The organism is Pseudomonas sp. NBRC 111119 (assembly GCF_001320125.1).
Taxonomy (GTDB): domain Bacteria; phylum Pseudomonadota; class Gammaproteobacteria; order Pseudomonadales; family Pseudomonadaceae; genus Aquipseudomonas; species Aquipseudomonas parafulva.
In genome coordinates, this window is sequence record NZ_BCAV01000019.1 from 80,804 (window position 1) to 102,455 (window position 21,652).

Here is a 21,652-nt window from a genome sequence, read left to right on the forward strand (position 1 = left end):
CGGAGAACGCCATGGAACAGAAACGTCCTTCCATTCCGATGCAGGTCCAGGCGTTCCGCCGCCGCAACGGGCGGCCCCGCTGGCCCTGGGCATTGGCTGCTGTGCTGGTCGCGCTGCTGCTGATCTGGCTTGTGTCGAGGTCGCCCGGCGAATCCCCGCCGCAGCCGCCCACGCCGGTCAGCATGGCACCGGTGGCCGGGCCGCCCTGGCTAATGGGCAACCCCAAAGGCCGTTTCACGCTGACGCTCTATGCCGACCTGGAGTGCCCGTTCTGCCGGGAGTATTTCCCGCAGCTCAAGCGGTGGATCGGCAACAACACCGACGTGGCGCTGCAATGGCACCACCAGCCGCTGGCCGAGCACGAGCCGGCCGCGTCAGCCGAGGCACGCCTAGTGGAATGCGCTGCCGAAGCAGGTGGGCATGTCGCGTTCTGGCAGGCGATCGAATGGGTCTATGCCCACACGCGCAGCGACGGCCAGGGCTTGCCCGATGGCTTGCGCTACCCCGAATCGACGCCAGCCATCGAGCGGTGCATGGCAAGCGAAAGGCCCAGTGCGGCTATCCGCGCCCAATCTGCGGAAGCCACCAAGAGCGGCGTAACCGCCACGCCGTCGCTGCGCCTGCTCGATCGCCAAACGGGCCAGGCCATCCTGCTGCAGGGGCCGATCGAGGGCGATGCCTTGCTGTCAGCCATGGACATGCTGGCGGCTGACGGTCCGACCAGCACACCCACATCCGAAATGCCTGCCGACGTCGTCGGCGACATGCCCAGGTAGCCCCGGTCTGCAAGGCTACGGCGCAGTCCTCTGCGCTGACCGCGACTCGTTCGCCTTGCATCCTGGCCGCGAACGGTCACCGCAATCGCGGTGATGGATGCATCTTTTCATTCTCATCCCCAGGAGGGCTTGCCCTCGGGGGGGGCGCCCTCCGATCTCACCGTCTGGAGGTTCGCCATGTCTTTCGCCATCAATGACTCCTGTGTGGAGTCGCTTTCCGCCGTAGCTGCCCAGCACGAAGACTGGATCATCCAGCAAGCCATCGTGCTGCTGGAAAAACGGATCTTCAAAGCTGGACCATGCCTCAGCCGGCCGGCCGCCGTGCGGGACTATCTGCGCGTGAAACTGGTCGCTGAACCCAACGAGATATTCGCCGTTGTGTTCCTGGATAGCATGCACCAGGTGCTGGCCTACGAGCCATTGCTCAGGGGCACGATCAACTCGACTTCTGTTTATCCACGTGTCGTCGTACAGCGTGTGCTGGAGTTGAACGCCGCCGCGGTGATCTTCGCGCACCAGCACCCCTCGGGCATCTCCGAGCCGTCGAGCGCGGATCGTGTGCTGACCCAGCAACTGCAGGCCGCGCTGGCGCTCATCGATGTACGGGTACTGGATCACATCATCGTAGGCCAAGGTTCCCCGTTCTCCTTTGCGGAGTCAGGCCTGCTGTAACGGTCGCATTGCTTCATTGATCCTCGCGGAGGCTTCGGCCTCCGTTTTTTTATGGCGCGGGACAAGCAGGTATGCGGGCAGCCCGCGATGCGCATTGTTTGTTGGGGTGGCATCGGGTTCGCGTTTGACTATGGCCCTGATCAACTTTCGGGGCACGCGACATGCCGGCATCCTTTTCCACGTTCGCGTCGGGCTGGCGAACCCTTGGTCTCGTCGTGGCGCTGCCGGCGTCCCTGGCCGTGTTCAGCCCCGTCACCTTCGCAGCCGACGTACTGGTCGTCACCGACAGCCACCACCCGGTCAAGACCATGGGCGGCGAGCGGCTGATCGAGCTGGACGAAGCCCGCCGGATTGAAGCGGAGCTTTCTGCGGAACTGCCCGCCGCCCCCGAACAGGCGGCGGCCACCGTCAAGCGTCGGCTGAACCAAGGCGGCGCCGACCTACAGCGCCGCATCGCTTCCGCATACCAGGGCGTCACCGACGCATGGAGCCTGGGCATCACCAGCATCCCTGCTGTCGTGGTGGATCAGCGCTACGTGGTCTATGGCGAGCCGGATGTGGCCCGCGCTGTCGCGCGCATCGAGCAGCGTCGGAGGACCCAGCCATGACGAGGCCATTCGACCTTATGCGCCGCATGCGGGCTGGCGTGGCTTCCTTGCTGCTGCTCAGTGCCACGGGTAGCTACGCCTTGAACACCACCGCCATCGTTGCCTCGGTGGCCTCGCCCGATTGCTTGGAGTACCGGGTGGTGGGTATCTGCTACTGGCTCTACTGCACCTGGGGAGGCTGCACGGTGCGCACCTCTGTCAAGGTGCGCCACTACATCCCCGATGCGGTCGTCTCCAGCTACAGCAACACGGGCGAGAACCCGTGGGTCGAAGTCCGGGCGATGAGTACGGCCAACCCGTCCGCCCAAGCGGGCGGCGATGGAACGACGAACGAGGATCACGAAAACAATCTCGCGAAATTCAAGAACGCCGACGTAATCGGCCATCCCGGCGTCGAGGTGTTCAACCAGTTTGTTTCGTCCTCGGGCTACTTCTGCGAGGGCGCGGGAACGGCATTCATGCCGTATCTGCTCAGCACCTTGGACACGCTTGCCTGGCGCTACAACGTGCCCGAGATGGCCTACCCGGAGGCATTGATTCCCGGCATGCGCGAGGTCGGCGCACGCACCACGATGAACCTTTGGGGCAACGTGTATCCCCGCGGCGGCTTCCTGCACCAGACCGACGACCACAAATCGGGAGCCGTGGTGGCCCAGCGTGCGGGCGATGTCGTCACGCGCCGCGGGCAGTTGCACGTGTACCAGCCGCTGCTTGCCAATGCCCGCGATGGCTACTGGCCCGCCGGCGCGCTGATGGAGGGTGATGCCTCGACTGGCAAGTGGCAGGAACTCACGCCCGTCCTGTCCTCGTCCTGCACGGTTTTCCCACGCACCGGCTTCCTGACCCAGGCCCAGCAAGGCGACTACGCCTGGGCGCTGTGGCGGCCGTATGCCTGCTGCGAACGCCGTGGACAGGTGTTCCTTGGCAGCGTTGATTTCCTTTGAGGTGCTGCGATGAAGCGTTCCGACTCTATGCAGTTCTCCCCACCGGCTCGTGGCAAGAGGATCTGTTTGGCGCTTACCGGCGCGTTGGTTCTGGCAAGCGGCGTGGCCTGGGGCCAACTGGGCTACCAGACCAGCGGCAACGTCATCGGCGATGACGTCATGTACTCCATCGGCGGCGGCAGCGCCGTTTCGATGGGCCGCGCAGCCGGCATGCGCTCGCTCGGCGTGGGTGTCGGCTGGAACAGCAATCTGATCTGCGGCGACATGAGCATCCAGACCACGTTGAAGAATCAACTCAACGGTGTCACCAATGGCTTTCAGCAGATCATGTCCTCGGTGATCCAGAGTGCTACGAGTGCTGTGGCGTCCCTGCCGGCGTTGATCATCCAGCGTGCAGATCCAGGCCTCTACAACCTGCTCACCAACGGCGTTCTGCAAGCGCGGCTGGATTTCGACCGCTCGAAGCTGACGTGCCGCGCCATGGCCGAAAAGATGGCCGAAACGGCTGGCGGCCAACTCGGCTGGAGCCAGATGGCAGAGGGGTTGGCACTGCGTGACGCTGTTTCGAGCACGGATGCCGTCTCGGCCATCGAGCAGGCCGAGACGCGCCGTGGCAACGATGGCGTGCCCTGGGTCGGAGGAAGCAATGCCGGCGGCTCCGGTCAGCCCGCGATCAAGGTGGTCGGTGACGTCACCCGCGCGGGCTACAACCTGGTCAATGGCCGCGGGGTGACCGACACGTCGGCAATCGCTCCGGCCAGTTGCACGAGCCTGTCGTGCCAAACCTGGACCACGCCGCAGGCGGCCATCGAGTGGGCAACACGGGTGCTCGGCGAGAAGGAGCAGCGCACCTGCGACGCCTGCACCAAGACGGAGACGGTGCCCGGCGTCGGGCTGACGCCCCTTATCCAGGAGGAGTACGACGCCAAGCTGCAGGCGCTCCAGGACCTGGTCTCCAAGGCGAAGAACACGACGCCCGAAAACCTGCGGGAGGCCGGCAGCGCGTCGCTGCCCATCACGCGCGGCGTGGTCGAGGCACTGCGCGACGAACCGGACCAGCACCTGCTGTCGCAGCGCCTGGCGTCCGAGGTTGCGCTGGCGTCGGTGCTGGAGAAGGCGCTACTGCTGCAACGCACGCTGCTGACCGGCAAGAAGGAGCCCAACGTGGCGGCCAACCAGCTCGCCGTGGAGGCGGTGAACCACGAGAGCGACACGCTCGATCGCGAGATTCGCAACCTCAAGACCGAGCTGGAGCTGCGCCGGGAGCTGGCGAACAACTCGCCCATGGCGATCATCCAGCGCCACGGCACGCGCGCGGCGGGCTCGCGTGGCATCTACGAAGGCGATCCGGTGCCTGACCGCCTCGATCAGTTGCAGAAGGGTAATCCGGGAGGCCGGCCATGAGCCTGATGCGTGCGGCCTGGCTGCGCCCGCGCTGGCTGTTCAACCGGCGCGCAGCGAAGGCGCTGCTGTGGACGGTGGTACTCGCGACCGTCGCCGTGGGTGCCAACATCGTTGGCATCTACCTCGTCGGAAGCGTCGCGGGCTGGGAGCGTTGGCTGGCGGCAGCAGCGGGCTACTTCCTGGTCTGGCGGCTGTGCCTGTATGGCGCGACGGCCTACGGCTGGGTCTGGATGCGTCGCCGGCTGCTTGCGCGTGAGGACGACGCGCAAGCGCGGCGCCGCCTGGTACGCAGCGAGGTCGCCGGCGTCGTTGCCATCGTGGCGCTTGAAGCCAGCCTGTTGATGCAGGGCTGAGGGGAGGTCCGAGCCATGACGCTTTTCACGACCGACTACCTGGAGTACTACCTGACCTTGGTGTCCTGGATCGTCAACAACGGCATCTGGGCGGTACTGGTATCCAGTGGGGTATTCGCACTGCCCTTCGTGGCGATCATCGTGCAGGAATGGCTCAAGGCCCGTGCGGAGGGTGCCGACGAAGGCAACAAGGGCGTGCTCTCGGCCGCACGCATCGAGAACCGGGTGTTCGTCGCCATCGTGGTGGTGATGTTCGCCGGCATCCCCTTCATCGACGTGGACCTCAACACAATTCAGTACGACAGCTCGCGCTCGGCCCAGTGCCAGGTCAACGTGCCGCAGCCCACGGATACCGGCTGGTCCCAGTCCTTCAGCACCATCAACAACCAAAGTGCCAAGGTGCCGGTCTGGTGGGCCTTCATGCACGCGCTCTCGCGCGCCGTCACCAGCGCCTCAGTGGCGGCAATCCCGTGCGGGACAGACCTGCGACAGATGCGCATGGAGATCGACGCTACCCGCATCAATGACCCGGTTCTGGCTCAGGAAGTGGCCGATTTCACACACGACTGCTACGGACCTGCACGCGCTAAATTGTTCATGGCGCGGCCGGAGCTGGACGAAGCTCAAATGAACGACGTGACCTGGATCGGTTCGAGGTTTTTCACGGACACCGGCGGCTACTACGACAGCTACCGTTCCAGCACGGCGCGCGAGTCATGGCCCTATGACGACACCCGCGACGCAGGGCTTGCGCAGGTAGCCAGTGGCGGCGGCTACCCGACCTGCAGGCAGTGGTGGGCCGATGGCAGCAACGGCCTGCGGGCACGCCTGCTGAGCCAAGTGGACCCCAGCCTGTTGAATCGCTTGGCGGGCTGGGCCGGGTTCCTGAGCCGTACCGAGGTGGACGATTCGGTGGTCCGTACCATCGCGTCACCGCGACAGCAGAAGCTCAACCAGGGTTCGGTCTATACCGACTACGGCGGCCAGATCGACAAGACCCTGCCGAACATCGTGACGCGGGCCACGGGGGATGTAGGAATGGCGGTCGGGGCACTTGCCGCATTTCCCGCCATGGACGTGGTGCGCCAGGCGCTGCCCATGGTGCTTGCCTTGCTCAAGATGGCACTGGTCATCTGCATCCCGCTCGTACTGGTCGTCGGAACCTATGACCTGAAGACGGTCGTCACCGTCAGCGTCGTGCAGTTCGCGCTGTTCTTCACCGATTTCTGGTTCCAACTCGCACGCTGGATCGATAGCACCATCCTCGATGCGCTCTATGGGTGGGGCTTCGGCTGGAACCGGCCACACACTAACTTCGATCCGCTGGTGGGGTTGAACAATGCCTTTGGCGACCTGCTCCTGATGTTCGTCATGGGCACGATGTTCCTGGTCTTGCCGGGCTTTTGGCTTGCGAGCCTTACCTGGGTTGGGATTCGGGCCGGGCACGTCATCCAGGGGCTTTCAGATGGCAGCAAGAGCGCCGGCCAAGCAGGCGGTAAAGGCGCTGGGGCCCTTACCGGAGGTAAGCTGAAGTAGCGCGGTGCCGATCAGTCGTCGGTGTACAACTCGTGCGACGTATCGTTGTACAGATTGGGATCGTAGCCGGGTGTCTTGCGCAGTTCGGTGAGGTCGGTGAACGGCCACTCGTCTTCTTCCGAGGTATTGGCAGCCGCCGCCCATCCCGCCACCACGACTCCCAGCAACACGAGTGCGAACCAGAAGGCGGCGTAGAGCAGCGCGCCCAGCACAGCCAGCTTGACCGCCCACAGCAGCACTGTGGCACCAACCGAAGGCACCCCTTTGGCCACCAACCAATTCGATACCCGCCGTTCGCCACGCGCATAGGCACGCCATCCACGGCCAAAGGCGCGGCCGATACGTTCTGCGGTGCTGGTGCGGGTTGTGGTGTTCATGGTCGTCTCCTGCTACTGAGGAATGCCTATTCCAGTGTGCTCCACTTCATTCCGTTTCGGGCTTCCAATGCGTCTTCTCGCTGCTTCAGGACGCTTCGTCATCCGGTTCTATGGGGCCGGGGTCGGGTTCCACGCCGATGCGGTAGGTGGCAACGAAACGCGGCCAGTCCACATGGTCAACCAGATCGATGTCCTCGATGACGCTGACCTTCGTTCCCGCACGCTCGAACAGGGCGATGCTCTTGGCGGGATAGTTGTTGCGCGACGGATAGAGTACCCCGTCAAACAGAGGTTGGCCGTCGTCGCCGACCATCGCATGCACATGAGCGGACACCTGCTGCGTGTGCGTGTAGCCACGGCTGGCCAACTGCTCCAGGTTCAGGCCAAAGTAGCCCGCCATGACGCCTGGTGCCGTGAGATCGGCCAGAAGCACGTCGGCCATCACCCCTACGGCGCGCACCATCCTGCCCTGGACTTCTTTCAATGCGATCGAGCGCTTCGCGTCATCAAGCCACTGATGCTTGTGAAACACCGACTCCATCAGCGCCGTGGGCAGGTCGCACCCCAGGTAGAGCACGCCATAGGCCCGGGCAGGGTCGTCGTAGCGATTGGTGCTGCTGCGGCCATAGTACAGCGGGCTGCCCCGATAGACGACGCGGCTCACGTGCTGGAGCAGTTCACCGGCATCGATTAGGAACGAAGGCAGCTCGTGGCTCATGGCAGTCTCGCTTCAATGCACCTGAACGCCCAGCACGTTGAACACGGCCTCGGCCACGTCGTCGATCGTGCCATGCGTCACCGCATCCACCGGCGAGCGACCGCCCAAGCCTTCGAGCGGTTCGGACAATGCGCGGTAGATCGTCCAGTGATCGATACCCTCGACCTCCTGAAGCACGGTTTGGGTCAACTGCTGTTTCACCGGGTCGAGCTGCCAGTCGGGCAGCTTCTGACCGCGCGGCCCCACGTTCAGCGCCAGCAGACGACGCGCGAGGATGTCCTTGTAGATCTGCTGGCGCGACTTGTCCGCCAGCTTGGCGAACTCCGCGGGCGGCAGGTTGTGCGGCTGGTTGAAGGTTTCCAGCAGCACGGCGCGGCCTCGCTGGACGTCGGTTTCATTCGGTGTCCAGCGCGTGTCAGCGCGCAGCGCGGCCGCCTTGCGTGCAAGGGCCTGCCCAACGGTCTCCCCCTCCAAGTTGGCGGGCAGTGTCACCGCTTCCACACGCTCGTGGACGAACGCCTGCAACTCGGCCGCGAAAGCCGTGGCATCCCGGATTTCGACGGTATCCGCGAAGCGGCGTACATCTTCCACCGTGACGCGCGGCAGACGGTCGGCAATGAATTCAATGGCAGTGGGCATGGTCATCTCCCGAGTAGGTTTGGGACAGGATTCACTCTAGTCGCCTTTGTCGCATTTGTCAACTTAGTCGCCTGAGTGAGAGCAACCTACCTGGCGGAAGCAGCGTTCCCACAGCATAGGCAGAGGCCAGCGCCGGGTCGCCGTCCAATGCATTCGAGCGGGTTCCACATTGACGCTGGAGCCGCAACCCAGGCCTCGCTATACCGAAACGGTTAAAGGCCAAAGGGCCGAAATGGCAAGGGAATGGGGTGCAAGGGGAAAGGCCCTACCTCGAAAAGGCCAAAAGGCCTCCCAGTCGGCCCGTCATTAGGACACCTCACATGCTCTCCCTGTTCCAGCGAAAACGGCCCCCGGTCGCTGCCGCACCGACGCCACCACCCGTCACCGCCATCCCGAAAGGGCTACTGCGTCCTGAGTCGGCCGCATCGCTGCTGGCCACCCCACGCCGGCAGAAGCTGCTGGAGCACATCTGGCAGCGTACCTCGCTCTCGCGCAGGCAATTCGCCACCCTGTATCGCACGCCCCTGGAACGCTATGCCGAACTGGTCCAGGCCTTCCCGGCCTCCGAGGCGCATCACCATGCCTACTCGGGCGGCATGCTCGACCACGGCCTGGAGATCGTCGCCTACAGCCTGAAACTGCGGCAGTCCCATCTGCTGCCCATCGGTGCCAGTCCCGAAGACCAGGCGGCGCAGTCCGAAGCCTGGACCGCCGCCGTTGCCTATGCTGCGCTGCTCCACGATATTGGCAAGATCGCCGTCGATCTACACGTCGAACTGGCCGACGGCAGTACTTGGCATCCGTGGCATGGCCCGCTGCACCAGGCGTACCGATTTCGCTACCGTGACGACCGCGAATACCGCCTGCACAGCGCCGCAACAGGCTTGCTCTATCGCCAACTGCTCGACCGCCACGTCCTGGACTGGCTCAGCGACTATCCGGCTCTCTGGGCACCGCTGCTCTATGTGCTGGCCGGTCAGTACGAACATGCCGGTGTACTGGGGGAACTCGTCGTGCAGGCAGACCGCGCCTCCGTCGCCCAGGAGCTGGGCGGCGATCCCGCGCGCGCCATGGCCGCACCCAAGCACTCGCTCCAACGCAAGCTGGTGAACGGGCTTCGCTACCTGCTCAAGGAAGAGCTGAAACTGAACCAGCCTGAAGCCTCCGATGGCTGGCTCACCGAGGACTCGCTATGGCTGGTGAGCAAGACGGTCTCGGACAAGCTCCGAGCGCACTTGCTGTCCCAGGGCGTTGATGGCATCCCTGCGAACAACACTGCGGTGTTCAACGTGCTCCAGGACCACGGCATGTTGCAGCCGACGCCAGACGGCAAGGCGATCTGGCGCGCGACCGTGACCAGTTCCACCGGCTGGTCCCACTCGTTCACCCTGTTGCGGGTGGCGCCTGCACTGATTTGGGAGCCTGGCGAGCGGCCCGCGCCGTTCGCCGGGACGGTGGCGATTGATACGGGCTCCACGGACAACGAGGCCGATGGGCCACTCCCACTTCCCCCAGATGATGTGCAGCCCGCCGCAGCGAGCCAAGAGGCGCTGCCATGGGAAGAAGCTGGTAGCACCGCTTCGGCTCCTTCGCCCAGGCCCCAAACCAAGGCCGATGTCATGGAGGACATGCTGGCGATGGTGGGTCTACGGGATTCGTCCGGCATGGCGCGGGAGGCGGAAGCCGCCGCGGGCGAGGTGGATGCAACGCCCCCGGGAGCGCCCTCACTAATCTCGGTCACCGCTACGCCTTCATCACCGTTGCCCATGTCCCCGGTCGCGCAGCCCTCCGGCGAGCATTTCATGGCATGGCTGCAACAGGGCATAGCCTCGCGGCGGCTAATAATCAACGACGCGAAAGCGCTCGTACACACCGTGAGCGATACGGCGTACCTGGTAAGCCCAGGCGTCTTCCAGCGGTATGCACAAGAGCACCCGCAGGTGGAAGCACTGGCCAGGCGAGAGAATCAGCAGGACTGGCAGTGGGTACAGAAACGCTTCGAACGACTGCAACTGCACCGTAAACAGCCCAACGGCCTGAACATCTGGACCTGCGAAGTCACCGGCCCACGCAAGGCGCGTCAGTTACACGGCTATCTCCTGCAGAGCCCGCTGCAACTATTCCAAGACCCGCCCCCCAACAATCCTTATCTGAAAACCGGGGGCGTCTCTCCGGCGCCGTGACTAAGTCGCGATTTCGATAATGTCTCCGGCCCCGCGTGCATAGATCAGGGCATAGTCCAAGGTGCTTGGCGTTTGCGCATGCAGAAACAGCAACGGCGCCCCCGGCACAACCCGATCGCCAACCTGCACCCTCAGATCCACGCCAGCTGCCGGGTTGTCCGGAGCGCCGGCCAACTTCGCCAGCCGGGACAGTTTGCGATTGTCGATCCCCACCACCTTGCCGGCGCTGGCAGCGACCAAGGGCAGCACGCAAGGGGCGCGTGGCGGTTCTCGCATTCCGCCTTGAGCATCGCAGATGCGCTGAAACTTCTCCCACGCGAGCCCCTCGTCTAGAGTGCGCAAGGCCAACGCCATGCCTCCTCCTGCTGGCGCAGCGCCCCCCATCTCCAACACTGCGCCGGCAACCACAGCGGCTCGTTGGCGAAGATCGGCCGGCGCCCCCTCGTCATTGCGCAATACGGCCAGCACATCCCGGGCTTCCAGCGCCGGGCCGATGCCGCGGCCGACGGGCTGAGTGCCGTCCGTATACAGGCAATGCACGGCGAGACCGAAGTATGTGGCAGTGGCGGTCAACTTCGAGCCCAGCAGTTGAGCGGCCTCCTGGCTACGTACCTTGGCGGTAGGTCCGACAGGAATATCGATGACGACATGCGTCGCGCCGGCCGCGATCTTCTTGGACAACACCGAGGCGATCAGTTGTCCCTCCGTATCGATGTCTAATTCACGCTCAACGCGTACAAAAATGTCGTCGGCTGGGGACAAGTGCATGGAACCACCCCACGCCAGGCAGCCGCCTTCGCGCTTGACCACATCGCGCAGCTTGTCTAGGCTGAGGTCGACAGGTGCTAAAGTTTCCATGGTATCGGCGGTGCCGGCAGGCGATGTGATGGCGCGTGACGAGGTCTTGGGCATTAGCAGGCCGTTCGCCGTCACAATCGCCACGACGATGGGTGTGGTGCGGTTGCCCGGCAATCCGCCGACGCAGTGCTTGTCGACGACCATCTGGGCCCCCCATTTCAAGCGCTCACCCACCTGAACCATCGCGCGGGTCAGATCGACGGTCTCTTGTTCGTCCAGCGGCAGGGTGGAAGTGGCGGTCAGGAACGCAGCCAGATGCACATCCGTGTAGCGCCCCTTCACGACGTCGCCGACGATGGCGGTCATGTCCTGCATGTTCAGGCGCTGACCGTAGATCCGCTTGCGCACGCCGGCCAGCGAGTCCAGTAACGGCGGATGGCGCACCTCGACGGTATCGCCTGCATGCAACCCCAAGGCGTCCCAGGCGTCTTCGGACAAGGCCACCTGCTCGGGCGCCAGGCGCTCATCGTCCTCGATCTGGTACAGCTGGGCGAGCAGCTCGCGCTCCCCCGCCCTGACCAGCACCTGCGATCGCGACGCGAGTCCTTCAGCGAGGCAGACATAGGAATCCCTGCGCATGACAGCGACAGCTTGGTGCTGCGCATGCAGGCGCATCCGCACCGCTACCATGGCTGGTGCAACGGGTACTGCAGCAGCAGCGCCTGGCGTTCCTACGACAGCGCTCACAGCTTGAACTCCTGACCCTGCCGTGGAACCGTGGCCTGCCAGCCCAGGTCACGTTGCACCCGCTCGCGCAGCGCCTCGGATGCACTTGGCTCGCCGTGAACGATAAAAACATTCTTGGGTGGACGCTGGAAACCGGCCAGCCAACGCATCAACTCGTCGCTGTCGGCATGCGCGGACAGCCCGGGGAGCTCGGCGACCTCGGCTTTCACTGGCACCCACTGGCCATGGATCTTCGTCTCTTTTGCACCTTCGAGCAGCTTGCGTCCGCGCGTGCCCGCAGCCTGAAACCCAGAGAACAGTAGCGTATTAAGGTGATGGGGGCCGAAAGCAGCGATGTGATGCAAGACGCGTCCGCCGGTGGCCATGCCGCTGGCAGAAATGATCACCTTGGGATAACGGTTGGCGGACAACGCTTTAGACTCTTCTACATCGCGCACGCAAGTGATCGCTTCGCATGCCGCCGTGTAATCTTGTACTGAAAGCCGATGGTCGTCCGGGTAGGCATGCATCAGTTCCGTAGCACTGGTCGCCATAGGACTGTCCAGAAAAATCGGAACATTGTTCAAACGACCAGCGCGGCGCAGCAGCCACAGATCGTAGATGAGCGACTGGGCACGGCCGACCGCGAATGCCGGAACCACCACCGTACCGCCTCGCTTCACGGTGCGCTCGATCACCGCCCCCAGAGCTTCGACCGGATCGCTGTGCTCGTGGCGACGGTCGCCGTAGGTTGATTCGATCACCACATAGTCAGCCTCGGGCACGCTTTCGGGCGCATGCATCACCAGGTCGTCATAGCGTCCGAGATCACCGGAAAACACGATGCGCCGGCCGCCGATGTCGATCTGTGCCGTGGCGGCACCAAGGATGTGTCCTGCCCGTCGGAGCAACAACGTGCCTCCGCCGGGCAGCGCAACCTCCCTATGAAGCGGTGCTGTGGCGAACATGCCGATCGCGCGCTCGGCGTCGGCGACCCGGTACAGAGGCAGGGCAGGCTTGTGCTTGCTGAAACCTTTGCGATTGGCGAACTCGGCATCCTTTTCCTGCAAGAAGGCACTGTCACGCAGGATCAACGCAGCCACATCGCGCGTGGCGGGAGTGGCGTATATCGGCCCGGAGAAACCATTGAGCACGAATCTCGGCAGATAACCGCAGTGGTCCAGATGGCCGTGGGTGAGAACGGCTGCGTCCACGTCTTCTGGATTGACAGCCAGTTGCTGCCAATTGAGCTCGCGCAAGTTCTTCAGGCCCTGAAACAAGCCGCAATCGATCAGAATGCGGGTGTCGTCGCAGGTCAGCAGGTGCTTGGAGCCCGTGACGGTGCCGGCTCCGCCGAGGCTGGTCAATGAGAGCATTCTTCTTTTCCTTGTCCTAAAGATTCTTGGTCAATGCAGTTGGCCGCTTGTGTCGGCGCCCAGTCGTGGATCGTCAGCCCGGTGCAGGCGTCTTCCAGCCGGTCACTTGCGCGGCTGCCTGCACGGCGTGTATCCAAGTGCAGCGATTGGCGAGGAGCATTCCAGCCACGTCGAGCGTGCCTCCGCGACTGATGTAACCCAGCGCACGCGTCCTTGCTTGGCCGCCATCGAGGCGTCGAAGGATCCCCAACATCGGTTCGGGACGTGTGTGGCTGAGCACCACCCGCGGCAGGTCGTCGGGAAAGAACGCCTGTAATTCGTCATCGCCGAGCACGAAAGCGCGCTCGATCTCATCGCGTGGAATGCGTAACCGCCCGGGCTCGATCACCGCGGTGACGCAGGAAGCCAGCCCATGCCGCTCCAGGAAAGCGTGGGCTTTCAGCGCCTCCTCCAGTTGATACGCTCCGATGGCGACGAACTGCACGCCGGCAACGCCAGGCGTCCCTGCGATGTGCGCTGCGCCGCGCTCGACCAGCCGTTGAGCCGCGTTGGCATCGAGACGCTCGGGAGCATCCCGCTTGGACACCACCATGCAGGCGAGCTGTCCGCGGCCGGCGTACACGTCTCGCAGCGCGGCCACAGCGGTGTTGCTGTCTACCGGAAACAGTACGCGTGCGGTGTCTGACATCTCGCCCAGCAAGGCTTCGCCTATCGTCGGGTCCTGGTGAGACTGCTCGTTCTTCGAGTTCTCCCAGGTGTGCGAGGTGACGATCAGCGGAACAGATAGCCAGCCGGGGACTTGGCCGAGCGCCTTCTGATGGCGCGCGAAAATGATCTCCTGGCGCAGCAGGCCGAGCATCTTCATTGCGAACGCCTCGTAGCTGACGATCAGGTTGAGCCCCCCCTTGTTGCCAAGCGCCGCTGCGGCGACTGCCTCTTCATTGAGCGCGGTGATCACCGCGCCATGAAGGTCCTCGGCCATGCCCGGTTCCGGCACGTTGACCCGATGCTTGAGCAGCGCGAGGGTGCCGCCCATCTTGTTACTGGCCAACTCGTCGGGATTACCGAGCCGGACCCGCAATCCAGGGTTGGCCCGAACCAGCTCAACGAACCACCGATCCAGCATCGCCATGGCGCTGCCTTGGGTGCCGGCCGGTGCCCACGCCGGTTCTGGCAGGTGCAGCGCCTGCGGGTGACGATGAGCCATGGAATGCTGGCTCTCCCGACCGCGGCCCTGGCTGCGATGGGTATCGAGCACCGCAAGCGCGTGATCGAGGTCCCCAGACGCCACATGGAGCGCAGAGGCGCTGGCATTGAACGCTTCCCGGGCGCCGGCATCCCGGTGAGGATTGCCGACCAGTGGAAGATTGTGTGCGGCGTTGGTACCGGCGCCGGCGAAGCCGAACCCTTTCTCGGTCTCGGCGATGACATATGGCAACCGGGCGGGATAACGTCGTTCCGGCGCGGCGGCGAACCTTTTCAGCGCCTGCTCCGCCGCCAGGATCGCCCAGGCGATTGCGGCAGGGTCACGGCCATCGACGATCAGCGGCTCGAAGCCGTTATGGCGCACATCCTCTGCCAGCCAAGCGGCACCGCCTTCTTGGACGATCTGCGTGCGCTGCTCGATCCGGCGTCCGTTGAGGATCATCACCGGAATCGCGAAACCGCAGTCCTCGGCTCGCCACCAGCGCGGTGCCCAATCCGAGCCGCGCTGCTCTTCGAACGCGCCGTCGCTCAGGAAGGCCACCAAGCTCTCTCCCGGCAAGGGCATATGCACGTATTGCAGTGCGGCGAAGCCCAGGTATCCGCCTTCGGAGACTGCCCCTGCGGTATGGGGGCTCGCATGGCTGCCCAACGGCACCGCCGGTTCGCCACGCGCATCGACGGCGTAGGAATAGAAGTCCGCACACAGACGGGACAGCCCAGCTTCGCTACGATCGTACCGTCCCTTCTGGCTTGGGGACACGTCCCCGGTCAGCGTGTTAATCGCCTCGATGGCCGCGACGCAGTGTCCCTGCCCCATCAGCCATCCGCGGGTCGAGCCAGCCAACGCATTGGCAAGCAGATATCCCACGAAGGCCGGCACCATGTTGAGCGATCCGCCGGTATGTCCTTCCGGCACCGCCTTGAAATCATGCTCCATCAGCGGGGCGCCGGATAAGTCGATACGATTGGCGTAGGTCATGTGCGCAACGACGTTCATCGCCGCACACGTCAGGCGGTCGCTCGCGGCGAGCAATACGTAAGCATCCTCCACGGATGCGATGGACCCCGCTTCCAGCAGATCGGCGACGGCCGCGTCGATATGCTCAATGGTGTCGTGCCGTCGCTTGATTGGCCCGTGTCCGGCCAGCCATTGAGACCGTGCCGAAGTCTTGTCGTTCATGGCGATATCCTTTCCAAGAAAGTGAGGGCTTAAGCGCCAGCAGTAAGCGATGCGTCCAGCGCGCCGCAGACCAGGGCTGACAGGGCAATCCTGTTGCTGGGGTGCGGGACGGCGTCGGTGGATGTGATACGCGAGAATAGGGGGATCAATTCCACCCAGGCTTCGTCAGCGAACAGCGCATGCACCACGACGCATTCGGGTTTTCGGAGCCCCTGTTCGACAAGCTTACGCGCTGCCACCGCCAAGGTCCGTCCAGACGATGCGATGTCGTCCACCAGTACCGGCGTGCGATCGCGCCACGCAGACAAATCTGGGACCTCGATCTCGACACTGCGGTCGCCTAGGCGCGTCTTGTTCAAAACGGCATAAGGCACGCCAATGCGCCTTGCGATATCACCTGCCCACTGCTCGCTTTCTTCGTCTGGTCCGATGATCAGAGGCAGATCGACATTGGCTGCGATCCAACTGGACAACAGCGGTGCGGCATGCAGCGTTGTGGCCGGTATGGTGTACAGCGAAGTCAGTGCCGCATGTCGGTGCAGGTGAGGGTCGACGGTCACCAGGCGGTCGAAGGTCGCGGATATCAACCGGGCAAACGATCTTGAACTGATGCATTCACCTGGGTGGAATCGCGCGTCCTGCCGCATGTAGGCCAGGTAGGGGGCCACCAGGTTGACTTCGCTTGCCCCAAGGTCCCTTGCAGCATCTGCAGCGAAGGTTAGCGCCAGGAACTGTGCGTCTGGCCGTGCCAACGTGCAGATCAGATCGACGGGACGCCCGTTAGGCATCCCGTGCAGGCGTACGTAGGTCTCGCCATCGGGAAATCGGCGAGTTTCCACCGTTCCAAGTTCACCACGACTCTGTCGTGCCAGCTCGCTGGCGAAAACCTCGTTGCCCGGAAGGGGCAGGATCAAACGCTGCATGTCTTTCTAGCTCCTTCAAATCCGGCCTAGAACATTTACCTATAGCCCGCACGTCGGCGAATATGAACTGACATCTGCGCGATCCGTGGGAGGAGTCGCACATATTCATTTGCCAGCCTCGCTTGGCGGAAATCGACGAACGCGTTTTTTTCAATGACGAACCGACCGTGGGCCTTCTTCCCTATCGCCTTCCGTGGGCGAGATCGCCTGTCGTCAGCGCCAACCTGGCACTGACGGCCCCGCCTTTGGTACTGCCGGACACGGCGTTCGATGACATATTGCCTCGCTCCTCAGTCGCACTTGGCCAGCGGCACTTCGGTGGCCGCTGGGTGAGGGTGGCGCACCAGCATCACCGGAACAGGTGCGATGCGAGCCACCTGTTCGGCATCACTGCCCAACAGCAGGCGATCCATACCCCGGCGCCCGTGGGTGCCGAGCACGACCACATCGCAGCGCGCTGTTTCGGCCTGTTTGGCGATCAGCTCCGAGACACGCTCTCCCTTGGCCTCGTTGAGAAGCGTCTCCACCGCAATACCGTCTTGTCGCAGACGGCCAGCGGCCTGATCCAACAGCGCCTGGCCAGCCGCCAAGAAGCCCGGCCGCACCTCATCCAGGTACACCTTGGGGGCGCTCGAAACCGTTGCTGTGCTTGAGCTCCTCAATAACGTGCAGCAGGACGACGGTCGCTCCGCTGAGGCGAGCCAGAGCCGCAGCGTGATCCAGCGCAAGATGCGCGGTGGGACTGCCATCGAGCGGCACCAGGAGTCTTTTGTACATGGCGTTTTTCCAAGGGTCAGGACGTGGGGTTTGGGTGAGGCGCAGCACCTGCCGTGCATGGCCGGCAATGATCCATTCTTCGTTGGTGGGCTCGACACCTACCAGGACAGGGCTGTCGGACTGGGAAATCACAGGTGCATCCACGAGATTGGCTGGCTCGTCCAGAGCAACTCCGAGGAAGGCCAAGCCACGACAAACGCGTTCACGCACGAATGCGCTGTGTTCTCCGACGCCTGCGGTGAAGACGAGGAGATCCAAGCCTCCTAGCACGGCGGTCAATGCCCCGATCTCACGCACGATGCGTCGCACGTACAGCTCCAACGCGAGGCGAGCCCTGGTGCCGGGTTCGCCGGCATCCGACTCATGCTTCGCAAGCACCCGGGGCTCGGATGAAATACCGGAAACGCCGAGCAGGCCGGAGCGGTGATAGAGGATGTCGCCGACCTGCCCTAGCGACAGGCGCTCGACCTCCATCAGATAGAGCACCGCGCCTGGATCAAGCGAGCCGGTGCGAGTTCCCATCATCAGACCATCCAGGGCGGAGAAACCCATCGTCGTCGCGACGCTCTGCAAACCTTTCATGGCGCACAGACTCGCGCCGCTGCCCAGGTGCGCGACGATGGTGCGGCCTTGGGCTGCCTGGCCGTGACGCTGCGCGAGCGCAGTCGCCATGTACTCGTAGGACAAGCCATGGAAGCCGTAGCGTCGCAGACCGCGCTGCCATGCTTCGTAGGGAAGCGGCAGAACCTGCTCTACCTCGGGAAGCGTGTGATGAAAGCCCGTGTCGAAGCAGGCGATCTGGGGCACTTGCGGCAGGTCCTGCAGCAGGACCTCGATGGCTTCAAGCGCAAAGGGCTGATGCAACGGGGCAAGAGGGACGTAACCCTTCAGATCGGCGAGGACCTGCGCATCCACACGGATTGGAGCGGAGTATTTGCTGCCGCCATGCACGATCCGGTGGGCAATAGCGCTGAGGCTGCTGTGTTCATTCAGACGTGCCGACACGCGCTCACGGATCAATTGCAGCGCGCTTCGATGGGGGGTCTCCGTATCGAGTTGCACACGGAAAGGTGCAACACCGGTCTCCCCAAAATCCGGGACGTCACCACCGATTCCTTGGACCTTCCCATTCCACAACGGTCGGCGGGGCATTGGGTCAAGGGAAGCATCGAACACCGCAAACTTGATGCTCGATGAGCCGCAGTTCAGAACAAGGACAAGGCGCTCGGTAGATGGGGCAGACATCGCAATCCAGTGTTTGTCGGGGGATCGGAAATGGGGGCTGCCTGTGTACCGCGCGGAACGCGGTGCTCTCAGGCCAACCAAACCTAAGCCACTACATTAAATTCAATTTTATTTTACACTCGTTTTCAAAGATTTCAATCGATCCCCTGTAGCGAACGTTCCAGACACTGTGGAGATGAGCATGCATATAGAGCAGGAAGGGCTGCTTGGCGGGAAGGTGGTTTGCGTCACTGGCGGCGAATCAGGCATAGGGCGATGTATTGCGATGGCGTGTGCGCAAGCCGGCGCATCGGTCTGCGTTGCTGGCTTTGACGCAACACGAATCAATGGCGTGGTCGCAGAAATACAAGCTTTGGGCCGCCAAGCCTTGGGTATGGTGACGGATATCCGGGACCCGGCGCAGGTCGATGCGATGATTGCCGCGGTCGATCATCAATGGGGACGTCTGGATGCGGCGTTCGCCAATGCTGGCGGAACCCAGGCGAGCGGGCCGACGCACGAAACCTCACTTGCAGAGTGGGATGCCGGCGTGAAACTCAACCTGACCGGGACATTCCTGACCCTGACCGCGGCTGCACGCTATCTGGTCCGACAGGGAGAAGGTGGGGTGCTCATGGCGACGGGTTCATCGACCGCAGTCCGCGTCGTGCCCGACGCCTGCACCTACATCGCCCCGAAGGCTGCCGTCCACGCGCTCGTGTCCATCATGGCACTCGAGTTGGCCCCTCACCGGATTCGGGTCAACGCTCTGATTCCTGGCCCCACCGACACCCCCGCGCTTCGAGCAATTCCAGGGCACGCTGAGCGCGCAGCTGCCAGCGTGCCGCTGGGCGAACTCGTCGATCCGGCCGAAATCGGCCGCTTGGCAGCCTTTGCCGCGAGCGATGCATTGCGTCATATGACAGGAACACAGCTTTGCATCGATTCCGGCCGGATAATCGCCTGATTGACGCAGACCGACCCCTGTTGGAATGACCGCCGACACCTGAAGGAGAAACGCGATGACCGAACCTCAATCGCTAACCACCTCCCCTTAGTTTTTCTTCAACACAGACTGTGGTTCTGCCGACGAAAGGCAACTCGACGAGTGGGAATTGAAAGCGGCGCGTCGAATCCTGCTCAACCTCAAGACCCTGCTGCATGGACAGCCCATGTTCGACCTGATCCGCGATCAGATTGAGGCATCAGGCCGCCGCAACAAGCCGCAACAAGGAGATCGTGGCACGCTCAAAGGGAAGCTTCCGGCAGTGCAAGGTCGCCATGGCCGTGAAAGGCATGCCGGCGAAACGATTGTTTGAATGGATGGCCGCCGGCCTGACAGCCTCCGGTGGCGAAGGGGGAGACAAGCTGAAGGTTGCCCGGGAAATGGCCTATCCCTCCCACCCCGAGCACTACGCTCTTCCGCCTTATCCGGGCGTGAACGAAACGCTGGGCGGCCAGCCTACCCGTGTGCATGTGATTCCGACAGGCGATCTCCCGCCATTTGTCCAGGCAGCCGTCGATCCTTCGTACGAAATCCGCTCACCCTCCCGTGTCGAACTCGACGACGGCACAGTGTTTGGCTGGATACTTCACCAGTTCAGGGACTCCGGGAATGATTGCGAGGGCATACTGCGCGTGTGGTGGCCCGCCGAGGCACCAGAGGTTTTCTTCGAAGAGCACGCTCAACACTTCTCGGTCGAGTTCCGAGCCTTGTTTCTTCTCGGCGCACAAGCCTTGGAGAAAGGCGATTCGAGTCCACAACCCACCGCGACGGCACCGTGATTGATTTCGCCGCGGTAATTGAAGCACCGACTAGCATCGGCAAGAACACGTGAGATGCGCTCGAAACAGAATGCAAGAATAGAGATTGATTCAGTATGTGATTTGAACCGCACCCCGATTGTGTTGCCGTTTTCGCATTGCATGCATGCGAGGGGCGTCCTGGCCAAACCCGCCCTAGACGCCTGAGACGGCGTCCAGGGCGTCAAAGATCAGGCAGCGCCTGCGTTCGAGAGGATGATCTTCATCGCCTTCTCCTTGGCGCCATTGAGGAATACCTGATAGGCGTGCTCGATCTCGGCCAGCTCGAAGCGATGGGTAATCATCTTCTTCAACGGAAGCTTGTCGGTCGAGGCGACCTTCATCAGCATGGGCGTCGTGTTCGTGTTCACCAGTCCCGTGGTGATCGTCAGGTTCTTGATCCAGAGCTTCTGAATCTCGAAGTCAACCTTGACGCCATGCACGCCGACGTTGGCGATGTGCGCGCCGGGCTTGACGATCTCCTGGCAGATGTCCCAAGTCGCCGGTATGCCCACCGCCTCGATCGCAACATCGACTCCCTCTGCCGCAATCCTATGCACGGCTTCGACAACGTTCTCCGTGCCGGAGTTGATGGTGTGCGTTGCCCCGAGCTCCTTGGCGAGCTGGAGGCGATTCTCGTCCATGTCGATCACGATGATGGTCGAGGGGGAGTAGAACTGGGCGGTCAACAGTACGGACATGCCGACGGGGCCCGCGCCGACAATAGCCACCGCATCGCCCGGCTGGACATTCCCATACTGGACGCCGATTTCGTGGCCGGTGGGCAGGATGTCGCTCAGCAGGACGGCGATTTCGTCGTCAATTGTCTGGGGGATCTTGTAGAGGCTGTTGTCGGCATGCGGGATGCGGACGTATTCGGCCTGCACGCCATCGATCATGTAACCCAGGATCCACCCGCCGTCGCGGCAATGGGAGTAAAGCTGCTTCTTGCAGTAGTCGCACGAGCCGCAAGAAGTGACGCAGGAAATCAGGACCTTGTCGCCTTTCTTGAACTGCGTGACACTCTCGCCCACTTCCTCGATGACGCCTACCCCTTCATGGCCCAGGATGCGCCCGTCGGCGACCTCTGGATTCTTGCCTTTGTAGATGCCGAGATCCGTGCCGCAGATCGTGGTCTTCAAAACCCGTACTACTACATCCGTGGGCTTTTGAAGGGTGGGCTTGGGCTTGTCTTCAAGCGAGATCTTGTGGTCACCGTGATAAACCAGAGCTTTCATGTGTGCATTCCCCTTCTGAAAAAACCATAAACCATTGTGGTCGTCTGAAACGGCGCGCCAAGAATGGCATCGTTTTAAAAAAACACTGATCGGAAGTCTTTCCAATCCAGGCAATGGTGCCGTTGATGTCCGGTGCCTATTGTCGGTGCCGTCCATTCCTATCCATGACAGCCTGTATCATAGCATGCAGC

General features: G+C 63.0%; 21 protein-coding genes. 11 read left to right on the plus strand and 10 right to left on the minus strand.

The window, feature by feature from the left end; genetic code table 11:
- The first annotated feature begins 11 nt into the window (after nt 1-11).
- From APH25_RS07850 to APH25_RS07880, 7 genes are all read left to right on the plus strand, one after another.
- Entirely contained in the window at nt 12-776 is a 765-nt protein-coding gene (locus APH25_RS07850) for a thioredoxin domain-containing protein (protein ID WP_034006520.1), read from the plus strand.
- A 177-nt stretch (nt 777-953) separates the two neighbouring features.
- The gene (gene radC / locus APH25_RS07855; RefSeq protein WP_034006518.1) at nt 954-1,448 is read left to right on the plus strand and encodes a DNA repair protein RadC; all 495 of its coding nucleotides are present in this window, start codon (nt 954-956) and stop codon (nt 1,446-1,448) included.
- A 161-nt stretch (nt 1,449-1,609) separates the two neighbouring features.
- Nucleotides 1,610-2,056 (plus strand): TIGR03757 family integrating conjugative element protein, encoded by a 447-nt coding sequence (locus tag APH25_RS07860; RefSeq protein ID WP_017514119.1) that lies wholly within the window; start codon nt 1,610-1,612, stop codon nt 2,054-2,056.
- Nucleotides 2,053-3,000 carry a TIGR03756 family integrating conjugative element protein gene (locus APH25_RS07865; protein WP_034006516.1) on the plus strand — a complete coding sequence of 316 codons (948 nt, stop codon included), beginning with the start codon at nt 2,053-2,055 and terminating at the stop codon, nt 2,998-3,000. The genes APH25_RS07860 and APH25_RS07865 overlap by 4 nt, the downstream gene beginning before the upstream one ends.
- Nucleotides 3,001-3,009: 9 nt before the next feature.
- Complete coding sequence (locus tag APH25_RS07870; RefSeq protein ID WP_023103896.1) at nt 3,010-4,404, plus strand: integrating conjugative element protein; 1,395 nt, start codon at nt 3,010-3,012, stop codon at nt 4,402-4,404.
- The gene (locus tag APH25_RS07875) at nt 4,401-4,757 is read left to right on the plus strand and encodes a hypothetical protein (RefSeq protein WP_058166156.1); all 357 of its coding nucleotides are present in this window, start codon (nt 4,401-4,403) and stop codon (nt 4,755-4,757) included. The genes APH25_RS07870 and APH25_RS07875 overlap by 4 nt, the downstream gene beginning before the upstream one ends.
- A gap of 15 nt (nt 4,758-4,772) precedes the next feature.
- Nucleotides 4,773-6,293 carry a conjugal transfer protein TraG N-terminal domain-containing protein gene (locus tag APH25_RS07880; RefSeq protein WP_034006510.1) on the plus strand — a complete coding sequence of 507 codons (1,521 nt, stop codon included), beginning with the start codon at nt 4,773-4,775 and terminating at the stop codon, nt 6,291-6,293.
- Between the two features lie 11 nt (nt 6,294-6,304).
- Here APH25_RS07880 and APH25_RS07885 read toward each other — a convergent pair whose 3' ends face one another.
- From APH25_RS07885 to APH25_RS07895, 3 genes are all read right to left on the minus strand, one after another.
- The gene (locus APH25_RS07885) at nt 6,305-6,670 is read right to left on the minus strand and encodes a DUF3742 family protein (RefSeq protein WP_023103894.1); all 366 of its coding nucleotides are present in this window, start codon (nt 6,668-6,670) and stop codon (nt 6,305-6,307) included.
- 85 nt (nt 6,671-6,755) lie between these two features.
- On the minus strand, nt 6,756-7,388 hold the full coding sequence (locus APH25_RS07890) for an RES family NAD+ phosphorylase (protein WP_034006506.1): 633 nt from the start codon (nt 7,386-7,388) through the stop codon (nt 6,756-6,758).
- Nucleotides 7,389-7,400: 12 nt separating this feature from the next.
- Complete coding sequence (locus APH25_RS07895; protein ID WP_034006504.1) at nt 7,401-8,027, minus strand: integrase; 627 nt, start codon at nt 8,025-8,027, stop codon at nt 7,401-7,403.
- Between the two features lie 320 nt (nt 8,028-8,347).
- Between APH25_RS07895 and mobH the strand changes: the two genes are divergently transcribed.
- Complete coding sequence (gene mobH / locus APH25_RS07900; RefSeq protein WP_060481550.1) at nt 8,348-10,210, plus strand: MobH family relaxase; 1,863 nt, start codon at nt 8,348-8,350, stop codon at nt 10,208-10,210.
- Here the strand turns inward: mobH and APH25_RS07905 are convergent, their stop codons facing one another.
- The 6 genes from APH25_RS07905 to APH25_RS07930 form a co-directional block, all read right to left on the minus strand.
- Entirely contained in the window at nt 10,211-11,698 is a 1,488-nt protein-coding gene (locus APH25_RS07905; protein ID WP_034032864.1) for a thymidine phosphorylase family protein, read from the minus strand.
- A gap of 53 nt (nt 11,699-11,751) precedes the next feature.
- Nucleotides 11,752-13,110 (minus strand): MBL fold metallo-hydrolase RNA specificity domain-containing protein, encoded by a 1,359-nt coding sequence (locus APH25_RS07910; protein WP_034032863.1) that lies wholly within the window; start codon nt 13,108-13,110, stop codon nt 11,752-11,754.
- A gap of 73 nt (nt 13,111-13,183) precedes the next feature.
- Complete coding sequence (locus APH25_RS07915; protein WP_034032861.1) at nt 13,184-15,496, minus strand: xylulose 5-phosphate 3-epimerase; 2,313 nt, start codon at nt 15,494-15,496, stop codon at nt 13,184-13,186.
- Nucleotides 15,497-15,525: 29 nt separating this feature from the next.
- A complete protein-coding gene (locus tag APH25_RS07920; protein WP_034032859.1) occupies nt 15,526-16,419 on the minus strand; it encodes a ribose-phosphate pyrophosphokinase in 894 nt (297 codons plus the stop codon).
- A gap of 290 nt (nt 16,420-16,709) precedes the next feature.
- Nucleotides 16,710-17,039, minus strand: a complete 330-nt coding sequence (locus tag APH25_RS07925; protein ID WP_371262499.1) for a universal stress protein — start codon at nt 17,037-17,039, stop codon at nt 16,710-16,712.
- Nucleotides 17,026-18,441, minus strand: coding sequence for an acetate/propionate family kinase (locus tag APH25_RS07930; protein ID WP_256217497.1), 1,416 nt, complete (start codon nt 18,439-18,441; stop codon nt 17,026-17,028). Before APH25_RS07930 ends, APH25_RS07925 begins: the two co-directional genes overlap by 14 nt.
- A 181-nt stretch (nt 18,442-18,622) precedes the next feature.
- Here APH25_RS07930 and APH25_RS07935 point away from each other — a divergent pair, with 181 nt between their 5' ends.
- From APH25_RS07935 to APH25_RS07940, 3 genes are all read left to right on the plus strand, one after another.
- Nucleotides 18,623-19,387 (plus strand): SDR family NAD(P)-dependent oxidoreductase, encoded by a 765-nt coding sequence (locus tag APH25_RS07935; RefSeq protein WP_034032858.1) that lies wholly within the window; start codon nt 18,623-18,625, stop codon nt 19,385-19,387.
- 205 nt (nt 19,388-19,592) lie between these two features.
- Nucleotides 19,593-19,739 (plus strand): hypothetical protein, encoded by a 147-nt coding sequence (locus tag APH25_RS25455; protein ID WP_153575514.1) that lies wholly within the window; start codon nt 19,593-19,595, stop codon nt 19,737-19,739.
- Nucleotides 19,702-20,205 (plus strand): hypothetical protein, encoded by a 504-nt coding sequence (locus APH25_RS07940; RefSeq protein ID WP_034032857.1) that lies wholly within the window; start codon nt 19,702-19,704, stop codon nt 20,203-20,205. Before APH25_RS25455 ends, APH25_RS07940 begins: the two co-directional genes overlap by 38 nt.
- Before the next feature lie 209 nt (nt 20,206-20,414).
- Here APH25_RS07940 and APH25_RS07945 read toward each other — a convergent pair whose 3' ends face one another.
- On the minus strand, nt 20,415-21,461 hold the full coding sequence (locus tag APH25_RS07945) for a zinc-dependent alcohol dehydrogenase family protein (protein ID WP_034032855.1): 1,047 nt from the start codon (nt 21,459-21,461) through the stop codon (nt 20,415-20,417).
- Nucleotides 21,462-21,652 lie beyond the last annotated feature (191 nt).